At 65.7% G+C, this 18759-nt stretch carries 17 protein-coding genes and 1 pseudogene; 13 read left to right on the forward strand and 5 right to left on the reverse strand.

Annotated features, from left to right (window positions below; translation table 11 throughout):
* A partial coding sequence (locus tag CI41S_RS41580) for a helix-turn-helix domain-containing protein (protein ID WP_172628401.1) occupies positions 1-444 on the reverse strand: 444 nt, incomplete at its 3' end.
* A 689-nt stretch (positions 445-1133) separates the two neighbouring features.
* Between CI41S_RS41580 and CI41S_RS41585 the strand changes: the two genes are divergently transcribed.
* The 3 genes from CI41S_RS41585 (at position 1134) to CI41S_RS41595 (ending at position 4352) form a co-directional block, all read left to right on the forward strand.
* Positions 1134-2060: a DMT family transporter gene (locus tag CI41S_RS41585; protein WP_139864760.1), complete on the forward strand. Its 927-nt coding sequence runs from the start codon at positions 1134-1136 to the stop codon at positions 2058-2060.
* A 226-nt stretch (positions 2061-2286) separates the two neighbouring features.
* Complete coding sequence (locus CI41S_RS41590) at positions 2287-3096, forward strand: MlaD family protein (protein ID WP_139864761.1); 810 nt, start codon at positions 2287-2289, stop codon at positions 3094-3096.
* Positions 3097-3197: 101 nt separating this feature from the next.
* On the forward strand, positions 3198-4352 hold the full coding sequence (locus tag CI41S_RS41595) for an alpha-hydroxy acid oxidase (protein WP_139864773.1): 1155 nt from the start codon (positions 3198-3200) through the stop codon (positions 4350-4352).
* Between the two features lie 2 nt (positions 4353-4354).
* On the opposite strand, the gene CI41S_RS41600 is transcribed toward CI41S_RS41595, so the two are convergent.
* Positions 4355-4756, reverse strand: a complete 402-nt coding sequence (locus tag CI41S_RS41600) for a hypothetical protein (RefSeq protein ID WP_139486319.1) — start codon at positions 4754-4756, stop codon at positions 4355-4357.
* A gap of 75 nt (positions 4757-4831) precedes the next feature.
* Here CI41S_RS41600 and CI41S_RS41605 point away from each other — a divergent pair, with 75 nt between their 5' ends.
* Positions 4832-5446, forward strand: coding sequence for a TetR/AcrR family transcriptional regulator (locus CI41S_RS41605; RefSeq protein ID WP_139864762.1), 615 nt, complete (start codon positions 4832-4834; stop codon positions 5444-5446).
* Positions 5447-5906: 460 nt separating this feature from the next.
* On the opposite strand, the gene CI41S_RS41610 is transcribed toward CI41S_RS41605, so the two are convergent.
* Positions 5907-6308 carry a DUF1330 domain-containing protein gene (locus tag CI41S_RS41610; protein ID WP_139864774.1) on the reverse strand — a complete coding sequence of 134 codons (402 nt, stop codon included), beginning with the start codon at positions 6306-6308 and terminating at the stop codon, positions 5907-5909.
* Between the two features lie 128 nt (positions 6309-6436).
* Between CI41S_RS41610 and CI41S_RS41615 the strand changes: the two genes are divergently transcribed.
* Together CI41S_RS41615 and CI41S_RS41620 are read left to right on the forward strand one after the other, a co-directional pair.
* Positions 6437-7282, forward strand: a complete 846-nt coding sequence (locus CI41S_RS41615) for a metal-dependent phosphohydrolase (RefSeq protein WP_139864763.1) — start codon at positions 6437-6439, stop codon at positions 7280-7282.
* A 258-nt stretch (positions 7283-7540) separates the two neighbouring features.
* Positions 7541-8482 carry a DMT family transporter gene (locus tag CI41S_RS41620; protein ID WP_139864764.1) on the forward strand — a complete coding sequence of 314 codons (942 nt, stop codon included), beginning with the start codon at positions 7541-7543 and terminating at the stop codon, positions 8480-8482.
* Here CI41S_RS41620 and CI41S_RS41625 read toward each other — a convergent pair.
* Positions 8479-9435, reverse strand: a complete 957-nt coding sequence (locus CI41S_RS41625; RefSeq protein ID WP_139864765.1) for a LysR family transcriptional regulator — start codon at positions 9433-9435, stop codon at positions 8479-8481. The two genes, CI41S_RS41620 and CI41S_RS41625, sit on opposite strands and share 4 nt — an antisense overlap.
* A gap of 128 nt (positions 9436-9563) precedes the next feature.
* On the opposite strand from CI41S_RS41625, the gene CI41S_RS41630 reads away from it, so the two are divergent.
* Together CI41S_RS41630 and CI41S_RS41635 are read left to right on the forward strand one after the other, a co-directional pair.
* The gene (locus CI41S_RS41630; RefSeq protein ID WP_139864766.1) at positions 9564-9947 is read left to right on the forward strand and encodes a nuclear transport factor 2 family protein; all 384 of its coding nucleotides are present in this window, start codon (positions 9564-9566) and stop codon (positions 9945-9947) included.
* A gap of 117 nt (positions 9948-10064) precedes the next feature.
* Positions 10065-11042, forward strand: coding sequence for a Bug family tripartite tricarboxylate transporter substrate binding protein (locus CI41S_RS41635; protein ID WP_139864767.1), 978 nt, complete (start codon positions 10065-10067; stop codon positions 11040-11042).
* Between the two features lie 203 nt (positions 11043-11245).
* Here the strand turns inward: CI41S_RS41635 and CI41S_RS41640 are convergent, their stop codons facing one another.
* Entirely contained in the window at positions 11246-12931 is a 1686-nt protein-coding gene (locus CI41S_RS41640) for a methyl-accepting chemotaxis protein (protein ID WP_139864768.1), read from the reverse strand.
* A gap of 253 nt (positions 12932-13184) precedes the next feature.
* On the opposite strand from CI41S_RS41640, the gene CI41S_RS41645 reads away from it, so the two are divergent.
* The 5 genes and pseudogenes from CI41S_RS41645 to CI41S_RS41665 form a co-directional block, all read left to right on the forward strand.
* The gene (locus CI41S_RS41645) at positions 13185-14228 is read left to right on the forward strand and encodes a C-terminal binding protein (RefSeq protein ID WP_139864769.1); all 1044 of its coding nucleotides are present in this window, start codon (positions 13185-13187) and stop codon (positions 14226-14228) included.
* A 150-nt stretch (positions 14229-14378) separates the two neighbouring features.
* Positions 14379-15725 carry an ABC transporter substrate-binding protein gene (locus tag CI41S_RS41650; RefSeq protein WP_139864770.1) on the forward strand — a complete coding sequence of 449 codons (1347 nt, stop codon included), beginning with the start codon at positions 14379-14381 and terminating at the stop codon, positions 15723-15725.
* A gap of 140 nt (positions 15726-15865) precedes the next feature.
* Positions 15866-16822, forward strand: coding sequence for a carbohydrate ABC transporter permease (locus CI41S_RS41655; RefSeq protein ID WP_139864771.1), 957 nt, complete (start codon positions 15866-15868; stop codon positions 16820-16822).
* A 52-nt stretch (positions 16823-16874) separates the two neighbouring features.
* A complete protein-coding gene (locus CI41S_RS41660) occupies positions 16875-17717 on the forward strand; it encodes a carbohydrate ABC transporter permease (protein ID WP_430650071.1) in 843 nt (280 codons plus the stop codon).
* 725 nt (positions 17718-18442) lie between these two features.
* Positions 18443-18759, forward strand: a pseudogene (locus tag CI41S_RS41665) (IS5/IS1182 family transposase); the annotation flags it as partial.

Below are 18759 nucleotides of genomic sequence, written 5' to 3' on the forward strand. Positions count from 1 at the left end.
CGCCGGCAGATCCTCGATCCAGACGTGGCGCGACCCGTCCTGGTGCAGCAGCATCCCCGGCAGCGGCCGGCGTGGGCGCTTCTTACGGTGCGCCGAACGCTTCGGCGCCTTCCGTACCAGGCCCGCCGCCTGCAGGGCGAGCTTGGTCACCGTATAGCCCAGCACATAGTCATGCCGCTTTTGCAGCTGCTCGTGGAAGTGCTTCACCGTGAAGTCCGCGTATTTGTCGCGGAACAGTCCCAGCATCCGCTCCAGCTCTGCCTCCGGCGCCCGCCGTGGCGATCGCCGTCCCATGCGTCGGTCGACCAGCCCGTCATCGCCCTCCGCCTCATAACGCTCCGCCCAGCGTTGGAAGGTCCGAACACTGACCCCGAGGAGCTCCGCAGCGCCCTCCTGCGTCAGTTCCCTCGCCTCCGTCCGTTCCAGCAAATCTGAAAACCGCATCCGTCGTACCCCCTCGTGAATGGATGCCGTGCCCATCGTGCCCCCTTTGTCCCGGGGCACCAAAAACACGACACTTCACGAGCTACAAACAGGCGACAGATCACGAGCTACTGACACGTTCGATATGGCCACTTGACACGTCGGGCAACTCACCATTACTCTTCCATTATTCCGAAACCGTGCCAAGCACCCCCGCTCTGCGACTGACGTGAGGTGAGCACGCTCGTCAGGCTCCCTCCCCCCTTGCGGGGGAGGGGTGGGGAGAGGGGTGGCCCCGGGCGAGATGATTGAAGTCAGCCTCACTCGTAACACCCGCCGCGTGAATGTTGAACGGAGAGTGTGTGCCGTGTGGTACCCCTCTCCCTAACCCTCCCCCGCAAGGGGGGAGGGAACCCTTTCGCCGGTGGCTCCCTTACATTTCACCTGGTCCCCTTACGCGGAGAGCGTCACCACTGTGTCGCCCACGTCCGTAGCGCACACAAATTCTCTCTCTCTCTCTTCGCTGCGTGAGCAACTGACGCAGGCCCCCCTCGCGTGCCGCAAACGGCGACTCGCGCATGGTCGGGATGCGTTCACCGCCGTTGCTGCCATGCTAGAATCCGTGTCTGTGACGCGGGCCGGGCAACTTTTTCTCCGGCCCGGCGACGCCTGCCGGGCGGGCCGCGGCGCCATGAACCGGGCCCTTTTGAATGTCTGCCTCCGAGTCCACCACCACGCCTGCGTCCACCGCCTGGATCGCCAACCAGCCCTATCTGTTGCTGTGCATCACCGCGATGTGCTGGGCCGGCAACGCGATCGTCGGCCGGCTCGCCGCCGGCCACATTCCGCCGGTGACGCTCTCGTTCCTGCGCTGGGCGGCGGCGTTCCTGATCATCCTGCCGTTTGCCTGGAAGCACCTGGTGCGCGACTGGGCCACGATCCGCAACAATCTCGGCATCATGGTGCTGCTGTCGGTGACCGGCATCTCCGCCTTCAACACGCTGCAATACTGGGCGCTCGAGTACACCATGGCGCTGAACACCATGCTGCTGCAATCGGCGGCGCCGCTCATCGTCGCGCTGTGGTCCCTGATCCTGCTCGGGGCACGGCTGACGCTGGCGCAATTGCTCGGCGTGCTGCTGTCGCTGTGCGGCGTGCTGGTGATCCTGCTGCATGGCGACCTCACCACGCTGTCCAAAGTCGAGTTCAACAAGGGCGACCTGATCTTCATCGTCGCGCTGGCGATCTTCGCGCTATATTCGGTGCTGACCTTGAAGCGGCCCAAGATCCACGGCCTGTCGATGGCCGCCTTCACCTTCGGCTGCGGCGCCTTGGTGCTGATCCCGCTTTTCGCCTGGGAACTGACCGCGCGGCCGGTGATGCAGCTCACGATCGGCAATCTGCTGTCGCTGTTCTACGTCGCGGTGTTCCCCTCGACGCTGGCCTTTCTCTGTTTCAACCGCGGCGTCCAGCTGATCGGCGCCAACCGCGCCGCGCCGTTCTTCCACATGGTTCCGGTATTCGGCACCATCATGTCGATCGTGTTCATCGGCGAGCATCCGCAGGCCTTCCACTTCATCGGCTTCGCGCTGGTGCTGGCCGGCGTGTTCGCGGCGTCGAGGAAGCAGAGTGCGTGATCTCTCCGCTCCCTCTCCCCGCTCTTCGCGGGGAGAGGGTTGGGGTGAGGGGCTCTTTCCGCTCAAACGGTGATAGACGACTCGCGGAGACTCCCCCTCACCCGGATCGCATTTCATGCGATCCGGCCTCTCCCCGCAGGCGGGGAGAGGCGAAGGGCGGCGCGGTGACTATTTTGGGCAAATCCGCTAGTCTCCTTCACCTGCTTCGCTCACAGATCCGGACCAGATGGCGCGCGCCAGCAATGTGATGATCGGCACCCTGACGCTGGCTTTGATCGCCGGCTCGCTCAGTGGCTGGCTGGGCTATCAGCGCTATGCCGGCATCAAGCGGCAGGTGCCGTTCCGCGTGATCTTCGAGGGCTCGGCCTCCGGCCTGCGCCGCGGCGGCAGCGTCAATTTTGCTGGCGTGCGCATCGGCGAGGTGGTTTCGATCAGGCTTGACCGCCACCGCGTGGTCGCGATGACGCGGATCGAGGCCGATGCGCCGATCAAGAAGGACACCCAGGTCGGCCTCGAATTCCAGGGGCTGACCGGGATCGCCGCGATCTCCTTCACCGGCGGCACCGACGAGGCGCCGGCAGCGGCAGCCGGCGCCGACGGCATTCCCGAGCTGACCGCCGATCCCGAAGGCACCATGGGCGTCCAGGAGAAGCTGCGCGTCGCGCTGCGCAATGTCGATCGCGTCATCACCGAGAACGAGTCCGAGATCAAGGATGCGCTGCTCGGCCTGGAGAATTTTACCAATTCGCTGTCCGGCAATGGCGAACTGATCGCCGGCTTCATCGACGCCGCCGAGGCCGGCGTCAGCACGGCCGACGACAAGATGGTGGCCGCCGACAAGTTCCTGAAAACCCTCGGCAGCGACAAATATGGCGGCGAGCTGCTGCCGACCGTGATCTCGCTGCGCGAGCTGATCCAGAGTTTTGACAAGCGGTCCGGCGTGTTCATCGCCGAAACCCGCCGGACCCTCAGTGACGTCAACCAGTCCGTCAACAATTTCAACGCAAAGTTTGTCGGGCCCGGCGGTAGGCGCTAATCTCCTCGCAAACAAGAACAACAACGGAAACGCTCACCGTGCACGATCGGACCGCCGCGCCCTCTCCGCCTCCCGCCACCGTCAACCGCGCCGCCAGCGCCGTGCCGCGCCGGCTGCGGCGCTATCTCACGCTCGACGATTTCGAGCCGCAGGCGCGGCGGATGCTGCCAAAGTTCCTCTACGGCTACATCTCCGGCGGCGCCGAGACCGACGCGGCGCGGACCGACAATCGCAAAGCGTTCGACGAATACGGTTTTGTGCCGCGGGTGCTGAACGACGTCTCCGGCCGCGACCAGTCCACGATGCTGTTCGGCAAGAGCTACGCCGCGCCGTTCGGGATTCCGCCGATGGGCTCGTCGGCGCTGTGCGCCTATCGCGGCGACATCGTGCTGACCCGCGCCGCGGCCGCCGCCAACATCCCGATGATCCTGTCGGCCTCCTCGCTGATCACGCTGGAGGATGTCCGCGCCAACAACCAGGACGCCTGGTACCAGGCCTATCTCGCCGGCATCGACGCGCGCATCGAGCCGCTGGTCGATCGCGTCGCGGCGGCCGGCTACGACACCTTCGTCGTCACCGCCGACGTGCCGGTGCCGCCGAACCGCGAGAACAACATCCGCAACGGCTTTCAGGTGCCGCTCGCGATCACGCCCCGGGTGTTCTGGGACACCATCACGCATCCCGACTGGCTGCTCAACACCTGGGCGCGCACCGTGTTCAACCACGGCATGCCGCATTTCGAGAACATGGACGCCAAACAGGGCCCGCCGGTGCTGTCGAAGAATTTGATGCGCAACATCGGCAGCCGCGACCAGCTCGCCTGGAAGCATGTCGAATTGATCCGCAAGCGCTGGAAGGGCAAGCTCGTGGTCAAGGGCCTGATCTCGCCGGAGGACGCGCGGCTGGCGCGCGAGCATGGCTGCGACGGCGTGATGGTCTCCAACCATGGCGGCCGCCAGCTCGACTACACCGTCTCCGCGCTGCGCACGCTGCCGGAGATCGCGGCGCAGAAGGGCGGCATGACCGTGATGATGGACGGCGGTGTCCGCCGCGGCACCGACGTGATCAAGGCGCTGGCGCTCGGCGCCGACTTCGTCTGGGTCGGCCGCCCGTTCCTCTACGCCGCGGTGGTTGCCGGCGAGGCCGGCGTCGCGCGCGCGATCTCGCTGTTGTACGACGAGATCGACCGCGACCTGGCGCTTTTGGGCATCCGCAGCCCGAGCGAGATCACGCCGGACCTGGTGCGGAAGTTTTGAGCTCAGGCATAGCGCGCCGCGCCCATGCACAGCGCGGTGATCGCCAGCAGAGCGGCCGCGATGCGCTGCGCGACCGCGAGCTGCGAGCGCGCGGCTGAGGTGTCGCCGGCGCTGCGCAATTGTCTGACGGCGGAGCCGCCGACGATGATCTGTACCGCGACCGCAACCAGCGCGGCGATGGCGCCGGCGGCGAGGATCTGCTCGGAGCGCGCGAACGAGCCTTCGTGGGCGAGCTGCCAGAGCGTGGCGCCGGTGACGATCGCGACCGTCGCGGCGCCGATCTGCGGGCCCAGCAGCCGTTCGCCGCCGAGGCCGCCGGTGCGCGCCAGCGTGAAGCTCGAACCGGCCCAAAACACCGATGACAGGACGTGAAGGGACAGGGCTATGATCAGGGCGGTCTGCATGATGTCGCTCCAAAATGACGCTGGAAATTAGATATACAATATGTATAATCAATTCGACGAAAGCAAGGCAAGCCGATGCCGCCGCGCAGCTATGTGAGCCCGGGGCGCAGCGCCGCCGCGGCCGAGACCCGCGAGCGGGTGATCGCGGCGGCGTCGCGCACGCTGCGCGAGGAGAGCATCGCGCGCTTCTCGCTGGACACGGTGGCCAAGGCCGCCGGCGTCACCCGCCTCACGGTCTACAACCAGTTCGGCTCGCGCCGCGGGCTGCTGGAGGCCGTGTTCGACGGGATCGCGCAGAGCGGCGGACTGCACCGGCTCGCCGAGACCATGACGATGACCGATCCGCGCGCCGCGCTCGACCGCATGGTCGAGATCTTCTGCGCGTTCTGGAGCCGCGATTCCGCGGTCGGCGGCCTGCACGCCGCGATGGCGACCGATCCCGAATTTGCCGAAGCCATCAGCGAGCGCAACGAGCGCCGCCGCAAGCTGCTCACCGCACTGATCGACCGCCTCGCCGACAAGTCCGCGCCGCCGCGGGCCCGCAAGGACGCCGTCGACCTCATCTTCGCCCTGACGAGCTATCCGACCTTCGCCGCGCTGAGCCCGGGGCGGTCGAAGGAGGAGGTCTGCGCAGTGGTGCAGACGGCCTGCCACGCGGCGGTTGCGCCGCTGCAAGAACCGTCACGCTAACAAACCCGTCATCCCCGCGCAAAGGCTTCGCCTTTGTCGCTGGAGGTGCGAGCCCCTTCGGCGAGCCTCGAAGGATGAATCGGCCCCGATGCAGCCACACGATCAGAGCCGGGCCGTCGACCCTTCGAGGGCCGCTGAAGAAGCGGCCACCTCAGGGTGACGGTGGTAGAGCGGTGGCAAGCGACCTCCACGCCGTCGTCCCGGCGAAAGTCAGGACCCGTCACGCTCTTAGACCGTCATCCTGAGGCGCGAGCCCCTTCGGCGAGCCTCGAAGGATGCACGGCCCCCGATGCAGCCACGCGGCCAGAGTCGGGCCGTCGACCCTTCGAGGGCCGCTGAAGAAGCGGCCACCTCAGGGTGACGGTCTAATCAGGGTGACGGTCTAAATAGTGGTACAACATATCAAGTGTCGTCCCGGCCTTCGCCGGGACCACGCGTGGAGAGAGCTAGGCCATCTCCGTTACCCCGCCTTGAACTTGCTGTACGCCTCGCGCGTCGCGATGATCACGTGCTCGGCGCAGCCGTTGCGGCGGTGCGGGTCGCACCGGGTCTCGTAGTCGGCCGAGGTCATCATGTCGATGAAGGCGGCGACGCTCGGATAGTAGACCAGCGCCAGATAATCCCATTGCTGGCCGGCCGGCTCGCCGAGTGCCACCGTCTCGGCATTGCCGGTCCACAATAGCGTGCCGCCGCGGGCCTTGATCATCGGCACCGTGAGCGCGCTGTAGCGCAGATAGGCGTCCCAGCCTGAACCGTCGCCGTCGAGCGAGCGTTCGCGAAACCGCATCAGATTGACCATCACCACCGGCGCCTTGCGGTCCAGCTCCGCCAAGCCTTTGACATTCAACAGGTCGACGCCCATGATCAGCTCCATCAAGGCCGCACCCAGCCGCGGTCCATTCGCAACGATTATGTCACATGGCCGGGCTACCCTGAAATGCACGTCGGCCTCAACCTTTGCGAGGCCGCGCGATCTCGGAGGTCAAGGCCGTGATGACCCTTCCCGAACTTGCGGCCGATTCGCTCGGCAAGTTTCTCGGCGACTACATGCAGCGACGGTTCGGCTCGTCGCAGACCGAGCTGGTCGAGATGGTGCCCTCGATCGCGCGGATCGCGCTCGAATGCATCGGCAACAGCGATGCGCTGTACCACAATGTCGAGCACACCATGCTGGTGACGCTGGCCGGCCACGACGTCCTGCGCGGCCGCGCGCTGCATTCGCACATGACGGCGGAAGACTACGCCCATGTCATCATCGCCTGCCTGACCCACGACATCGGCTATGTGCGCGGGCTGTTCGAGGCCGACGATGAGAACGGCTATGTGATCGACACCAGCGGCGCCAAGATCACGCTGCCGCGCGGCGCGTCGGACGCCGGGCTGTTGCCCTATCATATCGACCGCTCGAAGATGTTCGTGATGGAGCGCATCAAGGGCATCGCCCAGCTCGACAAGGAGCGCATCGCGCGCGCCATCGAGGGCACCCGCTTTCCGCTCGATGGCGCGGACGGGGCCGAGGAATTCGGCGAAGAGGCGACGTTGCTGCGCGCCGCCGACCTGATCGGACAACTCGGCGATCCCCATTACATCCGCAAGGCCAACGCGCTGTACCTGGAATTCGAGGAGGCCGGGCTGAACAAGCAGCTCGGCTACGATTCGCCGGCCGACCTCGTCAACCGCTATCCGCACTTCTACTGGGACAGCGTCGCACCGCACGTGCAGCGCGCGATCCGCTTCCTCAACGTCACCTCCAACGGCCGGCAATGGATCGCCAACCTCTACAGCAACGTGTTTCGCGCCGAACGCGACATCTCGCTGTCGGGGCCGCAGACATAGGCGAGGTAGGCTGCGAACACACTCTCTCCCCGTCATCCTGAGGTGCGAGCTCTTGCGAGCCTCGAAGGATGCACGGCCACCAGCCGGGCCGATTCATCCTTCGAGGCTCGCCGAAGAGACTCGCGCCTCAGGATGACGGGTTGAAGGGACGGTCTCCTCGCCCTAAATGATCCGCGGCGTTTTGCATCTCCACGCATGGCACCAATCCGCTCTTTCGTCTTGCCGCGCAGCGGGATTCCGGCACAACATCGGCCAATAATGACCGCCTTGCCGTCCGCCCCCGCTGTAACCCCTCGCTCGCCGCTGCACTGGCTCAACAACCAGCCCTATCTGCTGCTCAGCCTGACCTCGCTGTTCTGGGCCGCCAACATCGTGCTGGCGCGGCATGTCGGCAGCCATGTGCCGCCGGTGACGCTGACCACGATCCGCTGGTTCGGCGTGTTCCTGATTCTGCTGCCGTTCGCCTGGCCGCATCTGAAAGTGGACTGGCCGAAGCTGCGCGGCGCGCTGCCGCTGATGCTGCTGCTGTCCGCGGTCGGGTTCGCGTTCAACAACGCGATCTCGTATTGGGCGATGCAGTACACCGAGGCGCTGAACGCGTTGCTGATTCAGTCGGCCGGGCCGCTGTTCGTGGCGCTGTGGTCGCTGATCCTGTTCGGCGTGCGGCTGACGCCGGCGCAGTTGGCCGGCATCGCGATTTCGCTCGCCGGCGTGCTCACCATCATCTTGCGCGGCGACTTTTCCGCGCTGGCGAGCATTTCGTTCAACCGCGGCGACCTGATGTTCGGCGCTTCGCTGGTGTCGTTCGGGCTGTATTCGGCGCTTATCCCGCGGCGGCCGAAGATCCATCAGCTCTCGCTGATCTCGTTCACCACCTGCTGCGGCGCGCTGATGCTGCTGCCGGTCGCGATCTGGGAATTCTCCGCCGGCATGACGCTGAAGTTCGACCTGCTGACCGGAGCGACGCTGGCCTACACGCTGATCTTCCCGTCCACGCTGGCCTATCTGTTCTTCAACCGCGGCGTCGCGCTGATCGGCCCGAACCGCGCCGCGCCGTTCTTCCATCTGGTGCCGGTGTCCGGCTCGGCGATGGCGATCCTGCTGCTCGGCGAGACGCTGGCGCCGTTCCATCTGATCGGCTACGCGCTGGTGCTGGCCGGCGTCATCATCGCCTCGCGGCAAGGATCGGCGAAGCGTTAACCCACCTTGCGCAAGGCGGCCGCCTTGCGCGGCGACTGAGGTTTTGCCGTCAGCGTGTCCGTGATGAAGTCGATGAACTTCCGCACCTTGGCCGGCACGTGGTTGCGCGAGGCGTAATAGACGTAGAGCGGATAGCGCTCGTCGGGCCAGTCCGGAAACAGCTCGACCAGCGCGCCGCTCTTCAAGTGATCGTCGAGGCCGAGATCGATCACCTGGGCGATGCCGAAGCCGGCCAGGCACGCGCCGAGCTTGGTGCCGGAATCGGTCACGGTGAGGCGCCCGTTGACCGTAACAGGCACGACCTCGCCGCCGCGGCAAAACTCCCAGTCGAACGGACGCCCGGTGGCGGGGTCGATCGCGTGGATGCACTGATGATCGGGGCTCGCCAGCTCGCGCGGATCGAGCGGCCGGCCGTGGCGTTCGAGATAGAGCGGCGAGGCCACGGTGAGCACGCGGGTATCGAGCACGCGGCGCGCGATCAGCGCCGACGGTGCCGGCTCGCCGAACCGCACCGCGAGATCAAAACCGTCGCTGACCAGATCCGCGATGCGGTCGCGGGTCTCGATGCGCAGCTCCATGGCGGGATTGTGCAGCAGAAACGCGCTCAGCTTCGGCGCCAGCACGAGGCGCGAGAATAGCGGGTCGACATTGACGCGCAGCCTGCCGCGGACTGCATCGCGCGATTTCGCGGTCTCCGTTGCCGCCTCGCCGATCCCGGCCAGATGCCCGGCAACGCGCTCGACCAGCGCGCGGCCTTCCTCGGTGAGCTCGACGGCGCGGCTGGTGCGGTGAACCAGCCGGGCATCGAGCCGCGCCTCGAGCTTGGCGATCGCCTTGCTGACCCCGGACTGCGTCATGCCGAGCCGCTCGGCGGCTTTGCCAAAACTGCGCGCATCCGCCAGCGCCGCGAGGACCACCAGGCCGCCAACCAGCCGACCGTCAACTTCGTCCATGCCGATGCCTCTCAGTCATCCAAGAGATGACCGCCCAGTCGTAGCACTCCCCGGCTATATCGGCCACTGTCGCTGCAGATCGCCGGCTCGATCCGGTGCGACAACCGCCACACTACGGAGATTTTGCAATGAGCGACATCCAGGCCATCGCGGCCGCGATCGATGGATATTTCAACCTGATGTATGACGTCGACGACGACAGGTTCCGCGAAGTGTTCGCCGATGCCTGCATCGTACACGGCATGCGCGACGGCAAGCATACGGTGCGGTCGGCGGCGGAATTCCGCGACTTCATCCGCAGCCGCCCCTCGCCGGCGTCGATGCGCTCGCCGCGCGACGAGGGCATCATCAGCATCGAGCAGACCGCGCCCGACCTTGCCATCGCCAAGGTGCGGGTCAGGAACGGCCAGACCGGCTTCATCGATCACCTCGTGTTTCACCGGATCGACGGCAAGTGGCTGGTCACCACCAAGGCGTTTCACGTCGCGCAGGTGTTCCCGGCCGGAACGTAGCGTCGCCACCCGCGACCCGCATGGCCATGCGGCGAAAAGATGCTTCCGCAAGCATGGCGGCCGGGCTAGTTTCGCCCGCAATAGGCCTGTTCAGGGGCTGTGCGGGGGGACGACGACATGATCGAGGGATTGAGACACTATTGCTGCGTGGTGGCCGCGGCCGCCGCCGCGCTCGCGGCGATATCAGGCGCGGCGCTCGCCCAGACTTACCCGACCCGCAACATCACGCTGGTGCTGCCGTTCGCCGCCGGCAGCGGCACCGACACCACGACGCGGCTGATTTCCAAGGAGCTCGGGGTCGCGCTCGGCGTCGGCATGGTGATCGACAACCGGGCCGGCGCCAACGGCTCGATCGCCGCGAGCTATGTCGCGCGCTCGGCGCCCGACGGCTACACGCTGTTCGTCACCACCAACACGACGCACTCGGCCAATCCGTATCTGCTCAAAAACATGAGCTACGATCCGCTGAAGGATTTTACGCCGATCGCGCGCACCGGCGATTTGCCGTTCATGCTGGTGATCCATCCGGACATTCCGGCGAACTCGGTCGCCGAGCTGATCGCGCTCGCCAAGAAGGAGCCGGGCAAATACTCCTATGCCAGCGGCTCGTCGTCGGCGATCGTCTCGGGCGCGACCTTCGCCCGCCTCGCCGGCATCGATCTTTTGCACGTGCCCTACAAGAGCTCGCCGCCCGCGCTGACCGACGTGATCGCCGGCCGCGTCTCGATGATGTTCATCGACGTGCCGACCGGGCTGCCGCACGTCAACGCCAAGGCGCTGAAGGCGCTCGCCGTCACCACCAAGCGGAAGTCGGCGCTGCTGCCGGAGCTGCCGACCATGGACGAGACCGTGAAGGGTTTTGATATCACCTCGTGGCAGGGCTATCTCGGCCCGGCCAACATGCCGAAGGACATCGTCACCAAGCTGAACGCGGAGATCCGCAAGGTGGTCGAGCGGCCGGACATCAAGAGCCAGCTCGCCGAGCGCGGCATGGAGGCGTTTTCAGGCACGCCGGAGGAGTTCGAAGCGTTCCTCAAGGAGCAGCTCGTGCTGTGGGAGAAGCTGATCACCGCCGCGGGGATCGAGAAGCAGTAGCGGGCGCCCGCTCTATCCCCGTCACCCTGAGGTGGCCGCTTCTTCAGCGGCCCTCGAAGGGTCGACGGCCACCAGCCGGGCCGATTCATCCTTCGAGGCTCGCCCCAGCAGCGCAATTGCGCTGCAAGGCTCGCACCTCAGGATGACGGGTATGCACCGCGCCGGTGGGTTACGCCCTCGGCTAACCCACCCTACGCAGTTCCTTAGGCCGCCCGCACCTTCTGCAAGAATTCGTCGACCGCGTTGCGCAGCTTGCCGGACTGGGTGTCGAGCTCGCGGGCGTTCGACAGCACGTCGCCGGCCGCGGTGCCGGTGGCGGCGGCGGCCGAGGTGACGCCGCCGATATGGGCGGAGATCTCGCTGGAGCCGGCCGCGACCTGCTGGATGTTGCGCGCGATCTCGCGGGTCGCATCGCCCTGCTGGTCGATCGCGGTCGAGATCGAGGCGGTGATCTCGCTCATCTGCGCAATGGTCGCGGTGATGCCGCCGATCGAGGTCACCGCCTCGCCGGTCGAGGCCTGCATCGCCGCCACCTGCGCCGAGATCTCTTCGGTCGCCTTCGCGGTCTGGTTGGCCAGCGCCTTCACCTCAGAGGCGACCACCGCAAAGCCGCGGCCGGATTCGCCGGCGCGCGCCGCCTCGATGGTGGCGTTGAGCGCCAGGAGATTGGTTTGCGCCGCGATGGAGTGGATCAGCTTGACCACCTCGCCGATCTTCTCGGCACCGGTGGAGAGCGCCTGCACGGTCGCATTGGTGCGCTCGGCATCGGCCACCGCCTGGCTCGCGACCTCGCTGGAGCGCGCCACCTGGCGGGCGATCTCGGCGACCGACGAGGAGAGCTCCTCGGCCGCGGCGGCAACGGTGCCGACATTGTTGGAAGCGCTGTCGGACGCGGCGCCGACGGTCGCGGCGCGCGCGCTAGCGTCGCTTGCGGTCGCGGTCATCGACTGCGCGGTGGTCTGCATGCCGGCAGCGGCCGACGCCACGGTGCGGACGATGCCGTTGACGCTGCGCTCGAAATCGCTGGCGATGTTCTCCATCGCGTTGCGGCGCTCGGTCGCAGCACGGGCCTGGGTCTCCGCCTCGGCCTGTTCGAGGCCGCGGATCCGCACCGCATTGTCCTTGAAGACCTGAACGGTGGCCGCCATCGCGCCGACCTCGTCGCCGCGGCCGACGCCGGGGATCTCGCCGTCGAGCTTGCCGTCGGCGATGTCGCGCATGCGCCCGCCGAGCAGGTTGAGCGGCCGCGAGATGCTGCGGCCGATCAGCCAGGCCACCGAGCCCGAGATGATGCCGATGCCGAGGATCGCAAGCCCGAGCAGCCAGGTGATCGGCCGCAGCTTGGTCTCGATGTCGTCGAGATAGGCGCCGGTGCCGAGATACATGTCGAAGCCGGGCACCGCGACCGCATAGCCGAGCTTGCGGATCGGCGTCTCCTGGCCCGGCTTGACATACTCATAGAACAGCAGGATCTCGCCATTGGCCTTCACGCCGTTCATCAGCTCCTGCGACAGCTTGCGGCCATTGGTCACGACATCCATGCGGTTGGTGCCGACCTGCTTCGGATCCGGCGCCATCACCGTGATGCCGTCATAGGAGGTGCCGAACAGATAGCCGGCGCCGTTGTCATAGGTCATGGCGTTACCGCGCTTGCCGAGCTCGGCCAGCGCCGCCTCCTTGGTCATCTTGCCGGCGTCGACATCCTTCTTCAGGCTCGCTGCCATGTTCTTCGCCATCTCGACCATCGCCTTGGCCTGGTCGATGCGCGCCTGCACCATCTCCCGCTGCATCAGGTGCCCCGCGAGCACGCCGGCGGTGCACAGGCCGAGCAGCGTCACCCCCACCAGAATGCCGAGCTTGGGGGTGATCTTCAGATTTGACAGCTTCACGGGGATCTCCAGGAGGTGGGGAACGCGACGCGATTGGCGGATTGATTCGCCGCACGGTAATGTGAGACCCTTTACCCGATGGTTACGCTGGTTCCCCGTAGAAAGCCGGAGAATTGAGACTGCGGGCCAAGCGGCAACGGTGGAGGCAGCTGCGCAAGTCGCGTAGAAGCAAGGAATGGCAGCGGCGCAACGCCGCCTGCCCAATCAAGAAGCAAACGAGCAAGAAGCAAGAACAGAACATCGGGAGCACACAATGTCGAAATTCAGGGTGGTCACGCCGAAGGGCGCAAGCTTCACCGTGGCCGGCGGCGGCTACGACTATGAGCGGGAGGCACTCGATCCGATCGGCGCCGAGATCATCGAGGCCCCGGCCAACGAGGCCGAGTTCATCGCCGCGGCGAAAACCGCCGACGCGATCTACGCCAAGGGCATGCCGATCACCAAGGCGGTGATCGATGCACTGGAGAACTGCAAGGTGATCACGCTCGGCAGCGTCGGCGTCGACTCCGTCGACGTCAAGGCCGCGACCGCCCGCGGCATCCCCGTCACCAACATCCCCGACACCTTCATCGAGGAGGTCGCCGACCACGCCATGATGCTTCTGCTCGCCGGCTTCCGCCGCCTGATCGAGCAGGACAAGATGGTGCGCAGCGGGCGTTGGGCCGAAGGCCGGCCGGCGCTGTTGAAGATTCCGCGGCTGATGGGCCAGACCCTCGGCTTCATCTCGTTCGGCCGCGTCGCCCGTGCGGTGGCCAAGCGCGCCGCGCCGTTCGGCCTGCGCATGATGGCCTACGATCCCTTCATCCAGGAAACGCTGATGTACGACCACGGCGTGATCCCCGCGACCTTGTCGGAGGTGCTGTCGCAATCGGACTTCGTCTCGATGCACGCGCCGGCGCGGCCCGAGGTGCATCACATGCTGACCGAGAAGCATTTCCGCCAGATGAAAAAATCCGCGATCTTCGTCAACACCGGCCGCGGCGCCACCGTCGACGAGGAGGCGCTGATCAAGGCGCTGCAGGAAGGCTGGATCGCGCATGCCGCGCTCGACGTGCTGGAGAAGGAGCCGCCGTCGCACAACAATCCGATGCTCGGGATGGACAATGTTACCTTGACCGCGCATGTCGCCTCGGCGTCGGCACGTTTCGACGAGGCGCGCAAGCGCCGGGTGGGCTACGAATTGTCACTGGTGCTGCAAGGCATGTGGCCGGTAAGCTGCGTCAACCCGTCGGTGCTGCAGAACACCGCGCTGCGCCGCTGGCAACCCGTCAGCATGGATCGCGGTCCGAACAGTTAAGACGGCAACAACACGTCCGCGGGCGACACGGAGAACGGTCCGTGCCCGCCGGACGGAATAACAACACGGACGCAAAGCCCCCGGTTTCGGTTGGGATCGGGGCGTTCACCGGCGGCTCAACGCCGGGGACAAACAGCAGGGAGAATTTGCATGACCAACATCATCACCCGTCGTGACGCATTGGTGCTCGGCGTATCGGCCGCGGCGCTCGCCGCCACCGGCGCCTCCGCGCAAACCGCATCCAAGATCAAGGCCGCCGACGTTCCGGCGCCCAAGCTCCCGATCGAAAAGGGCGCATCGCTGCGCATGCTGCGCCCGGTGCGCTTCGTGCAGGCCGACGAGGACGTGTTCCGCGCCAATGCCGCCAAGTTCACCAAGGAGACCGGCGTCGAGGTCAAGGTCGACTTCGTCGGCTGGGAGGACATCAACCAGCAGACCGCGGTGACCTCGAACTCCGGCGCCGGCCCCGACATCATCATCGGCTTCTCCGATGCGCCGCACATCTATGTCGACAAGCTGATCGAGCTGACCGACGTCGCCGACTATCTCGGCAAGAAGTATGGCGGCTGGCTGAACCTCGCGAAGGCCTACGGCAAGAAGGCCAAGAGCGAAACCTGGATCGGGTTGCCGTTCGGCGCCACCGCAGGTCCCCTGATCTACCGCAAGTCGCTGCTCAAATCGGTCGGGTTCGACAAGGCGCCGGACGACCTTCCCGGCTTCCTCGACCTCTGCAAGAAGCTGCAGAAGGCCGGCAAGCCCGCCGGCTTCGCGCTCGGCAATGCGGTTGGCGACGGCAACGGCTTTGCCGACTGGATGATGTGGTCGCACAACGCCGCGCTGCTGGACGAGGAAGGCAACGTCACCATCAACAGCAAGGAGACCATCGCGGCGCTGAACTACGTGAAGGAGCTCTACCCGACCTTCATCGCCGGCACGCCGTCCTGGAACGACGTCAGCAACAACCGCGCCTACTCCTCGCAGGAAATCGGCCTGACCGCCAACGGCGTCTCGCTGTACTTCTCGCTGAAGAACGATCCGGCCACCGCGGCGATCGCCGAAGATTCCGAGCATCAGCTGCTGCCGAAGGGTCTGGCGCCGGCCTCGCCGATGTCGGGCCTGACGCTGAACGCCATGGTGTTCAAGCACAGCCAGTATCCGAATGCGGCGAAAGCCTTCCTGCAATTCATGCTGGAGAAGGACCAGTACGAGCCGTGGCTCAACGCCAACAGCGGCTACTGGTCGCAGCCGCTGGCGGCCTATGCCGATTCGGCGGTGTGGTCGGGCGATCCCAAGGTCGCGATCTTCAAGGACACCATGAACAGCAAGTACTACGCCGGCTACAAGGGTCCGATCTCGACCGCCACCGGCGCGGTGCGCGCGGACTATGTGACGGTGCAGATGTTCGCCTCGGTGGCGACCGGCGCAGCCACGCCGGAAGCCGCCGCCGCGGAAGCCGAGCAGCGCTGCAAGCGGTACTTCCGCCGGCAGGGCCGGTAAGCCAAGCGCGGTCACGTCGACGACGTGCCGTCATTCCGGGATGGTCCGTTAGGACCAGACCCGGAATTTCGAGATTCCGGGTTCGATGCTGACGCATCGCCCCGGAATGACCGTTCAAGTCAGACCAGGACAAGGATCTGATGTCCGTAACAACGATATCCGCCCGCACCTACGCGCAGCGCCAGCCGAACTGGCTGGTGCGGCTGTTCGACTACAAGTCGTTCCTGATCGTGATGTGCCTTGCGCCGGCGATCGGCCTGCTTGCGGTGTTCCTGACCTATCCGCTCGGGCTCGGCATCTGGCTCGCCTTCACCGACACCACGATCGGCCAGCGCGGCATCTTCATCGGGCTGGAGAACTTCCAGTACCTGCTCAAGGATCCCTTGTGGTGGAACGCGGTGTTCTACTCGATCTTCTACACCGCGGTCGCGACCTTCGGGAAATTCGCGCTCGGCTTCTGGCTGGCACTCTTGCTCAACAACCATTTCCCGTTCAAGAGCCTGGTCCGCGCCATCGTGCTGCTGCCGTGGATCGTGCCGACGGTGCTGTCGGCGCTGGCGTTCTGGTGGATCTACGATCCGCAGTTCTCGATCATCTCCTATCTGCTGGTCGAGGTGCTGCACATCCGCGACAGCAATGTCGACTTCCTCGGCTCGCCGTGGCCGGCGCGGTTCTCGCTGATCGTCGCCAACATCTGGCGCGGCATTCCGTTCGTCGCGATCTCGCTGCTGGCGGGGCTGCAGACCATCTCGCCCTCGCTCTACGAGGCCGCGATGCTCGACGGCGCCACCGCCTGGCAGCGCTTCCGCTACATCACCTTCCCGATGATGATGCCGATTCTCGCGATCGTGATGACGTTCTCGATCATCTTCACCTTCACCGACTTCCAGCTGGTCTATGCCATCACCCGCGGCGGCCCGGTCAACTCGACCCATCTGCTCGCGACATTGGCGTTCCAGCGCGGCATCGCCGGCGGCGAGCTCGGCGAGGGCGCGGCGATCGCGGTGTCGATGATCCCGTTCCTGGTGTTCGCGACGTTGTTTTCCTACTTCGGCCTCGCACGCCGCAAATGGCAGCAGGGAGAAGCCAATGACTGACGTCACCGCCTCACCGGGCAGCAGCAACGTCGCCAGCGCCACGCCCGACACCATGGCGTGGGATTCCCGCGCCCGCCGCGTGGTGATGATCTATCTGCCGCTCGCCTGCTTCATCCTGATCCTGCTGTTCCCGTTCTACTGGATGGCGATCACCTCGTTCAAACCGAATGCGGAGCTCTTGAACTACAAGGAGCACAACCCGTTCTGGATCACCTCGCCGACGCTGCTGCACATCAAGCATCTGCTGTTCGACACGTCTTATCCGCGCTGGCTGAAGACGACGATGATGGTCGCGATCGGCTCGACCTTCCTGTCGCTGTTCGCCTCGACCTTGGCGGCCTATGCGATCGAGCGGCTGCGCTTTCGCGGCAGTCCCTATGTCGGGCTCGGCATCTACCTCGCTTACCTGGTGCCGCCGTCGATCCTGTTCATCCCGCTCGCCACCGTGATCGTGCAGTTCGGCCTGTTCGATTCACCGATGGCACTGATCCTGGTCTATCCGACCTTCCTGGTGCCGTTCTGCACCTGGCTATTGATCGGCTATTTCAAGTCGATCCCCTACGAGCTCGAGGAATGCGCGCTGGTCGACGGCGCGACCCGGCTGCAGATCCTGCGCCGGATCACGCTGCCGCTGGCGGTGCCCGGCCTGATCTCGGCCGGCATCTTCTCCTTCACGCTGTCGTGGAACGAGTTCATCTACGCGCTCGCCTTCATCCAGAGCGGCGCCAACAAGACGGTGCCGGTCGCGATCGTCACCGAGCTGATCACCGGCGACGTCTACCAGTGGGGCGCGCTGATGGCCGGCTCCCTGCTCGGCTCGCTGCCGGTCGCACTGTTCTACTCGCTGTTCGTCGACTACTACGTGTCGTCGCTGACCGGTGCGGTGAAGGAGTAGCGGGGGGCGCGCTTCCAAATCCGTCATCCTGAGGTGCGAGCCTTGCAGCGCAATTGCGCTGCTGGGCGAGCCTCGAAGGATGAATCGGCCACCAGCCGGGCCGTCGACCCTTCGAGGGCCGCTGAAGAAGCGGCCACCTCAGGGTGACGGTGATAGATAGAAGCGCGGCGCTCTTTCCCCGTCATCCCCGCGCAAAGGCTTCGCCTTTGTCGCTGGAGGTGCGAGCTCTTGCGAGCCTCGAAGGATGAATAGGCCGCCAGCCGGGCCGTCGACCCTTCGAGGGCCGGTGAAGAAGCGGCCACCTCAGGGTGACGGTGATGGATAGAAGCGCGGCGCTCTTTCCCCTTCATCCTGAGAGCTTGTGAAGCTTTGTCCTCATCTACCGCTGTCATCGCCCGGCTTGACCGGGCGATCCAGTACGCCGCGGCCCCTCGCTTCTATCACCGGCGCCTCTGGAATACTGGATCACCCGGTCAAGCCGGGTGATGACACCGAGCAAGCTGAGCAAACCAACACCGTCATCCTGAGGTGCGAGCCTTGCAGCGCAATTGCGCTGCTTGGCGAGCCTCGAAGGATCGACGGCCGCGAGCCGGGCCGTGCATCCTTCGAGGCTCGCCGAAGAGGCTCGCACCTCAGAGGCTGTGAATCTATGTGATTTGGCGGGTTTCTGTTTGCGTAAGCGTGAGTCGGATGATTCCCTGCTTTCAAGGTCGATGGAGGCACGGATGTCACGCGAAACACTGTTTGGTGATCTACCTGAAGCAGAGGCGGTTGCGCGGGACTGGCCGGGAAGCGCCCGGCTTCGCGAGCCTGTCCGCGATCAAGTTGAGCTGCGGGCGGTCGATCTTGAGGCGTTGCTGCCGGCTGAGCATCCGGCACGCGTGATCTGGGCCTATGTCGAGAGGCTCGATCTGAGCGCGCTTGAAGGGACCGTTCGGGCGCGTGCCCATGGTCCGGGTCAAGCGCCGGTCAGCCCACGCCTGCAACTGGCGTTGTGGTTGTTTGCCACGAGCCAGGGTGTCGGCAGTGCCCGGGCGCTGGC

The sequence above is a fragment of the Bradyrhizobium ivorense genome (genome assembly GCF_900696085.1).
Classification (GTDB): domain Bacteria; phylum Pseudomonadota; class Alphaproteobacteria; order Rhizobiales; family Xanthobacteraceae; genus Bradyrhizobium; species Bradyrhizobium ivorense.

What these genes read in the sequence shown, in the direction of transcription:
- CI41S_RS41585 (WP_139864760.1), top strand. Translation starts at nt 1,134, where the DNA reads ATGTCTGCCTCCGAGTCCACCACCACGCCTGCGTCCACCGCCTGGATC.
- CI41S_RS41590 (WP_139864761.1), top strand. Translation starts at nt 2,287, where the DNA reads ATGGCGCGCGCCAGCAATGTGATGATCGGCACCCTGACGCTGGCTTTG.
- CI41S_RS41600 (WP_139486319.1), bottom strand. Translation starts at nt 4,756, where the DNA reads ATGCAGACCGCCCTGATCATAGCCCTGTCCCTTCACGTCCTGTCATCG.
- CI41S_RS41605 (WP_139864762.1), top strand. Translation starts at nt 4,832, where the DNA reads ATGCCGCCGCGCAGCTATGTGAGCCCGGGGCGCAGCGCCGCCGCGGCC.
- CI41S_RS41610 (WP_139864774.1), bottom strand. Translation starts at nt 6,308, where the DNA reads ATGGGCGTCGACCTGTTGAATGTCAAAGGCTTGGCGGAGCTGGACCGC.
- CI41S_RS41620 (WP_139864764.1), top strand. Translation starts at nt 7,541, where the DNA reads ATGACCGCCTTGCCGTCCGCCCCCGCTGTAACCCCTCGCTCGCCGCTG.
- CI41S_RS41625 (WP_139864765.1), bottom strand. Translation starts at nt 9,435, where the DNA reads ATGGACGAAGTTGACGGTCGGCTGGTTGGCGGCCTGGTGGTCCTCGCG.
- CI41S_RS41630 (WP_139864766.1), top strand. Translation starts at nt 9,564, where the DNA reads ATGAGCGACATCCAGGCCATCGCGGCCGCGATCGATGGATATTTCAAC.
- CI41S_RS41635 (WP_139864767.1), top strand. Translation starts at nt 10,065, where the DNA reads ATGATCGAGGGATTGAGACACTATTGCTGCGTGGTGGCCGCGGCCGCC.
- CI41S_RS41645 (WP_139864769.1), top strand. Translation starts at nt 13,185, where the DNA reads ATGTCGAAATTCAGGGTGGTCACGCCGAAGGGCGCAAGCTTCACCGTG.
- CI41S_RS41650 (WP_139864770.1), top strand. Translation starts at nt 14,379, where the DNA reads ATGACCAACATCATCACCCGTCGTGACGCATTGGTGCTCGGCGTATCG.
- CI41S_RS41655 (WP_139864771.1), top strand. Translation starts at nt 15,866, where the DNA reads ATGTCCGTAACAACGATATCCGCCCGCACCTACGCGCAGCGCCAGCCG.
- CI41S_RS41660 (WP_430650071.1), top strand. Translation starts at nt 16,875, where the DNA reads ATGGCGTGGGATTCCCGCGCCCGCCGCGTGGTGATGATCTATCTGCCG.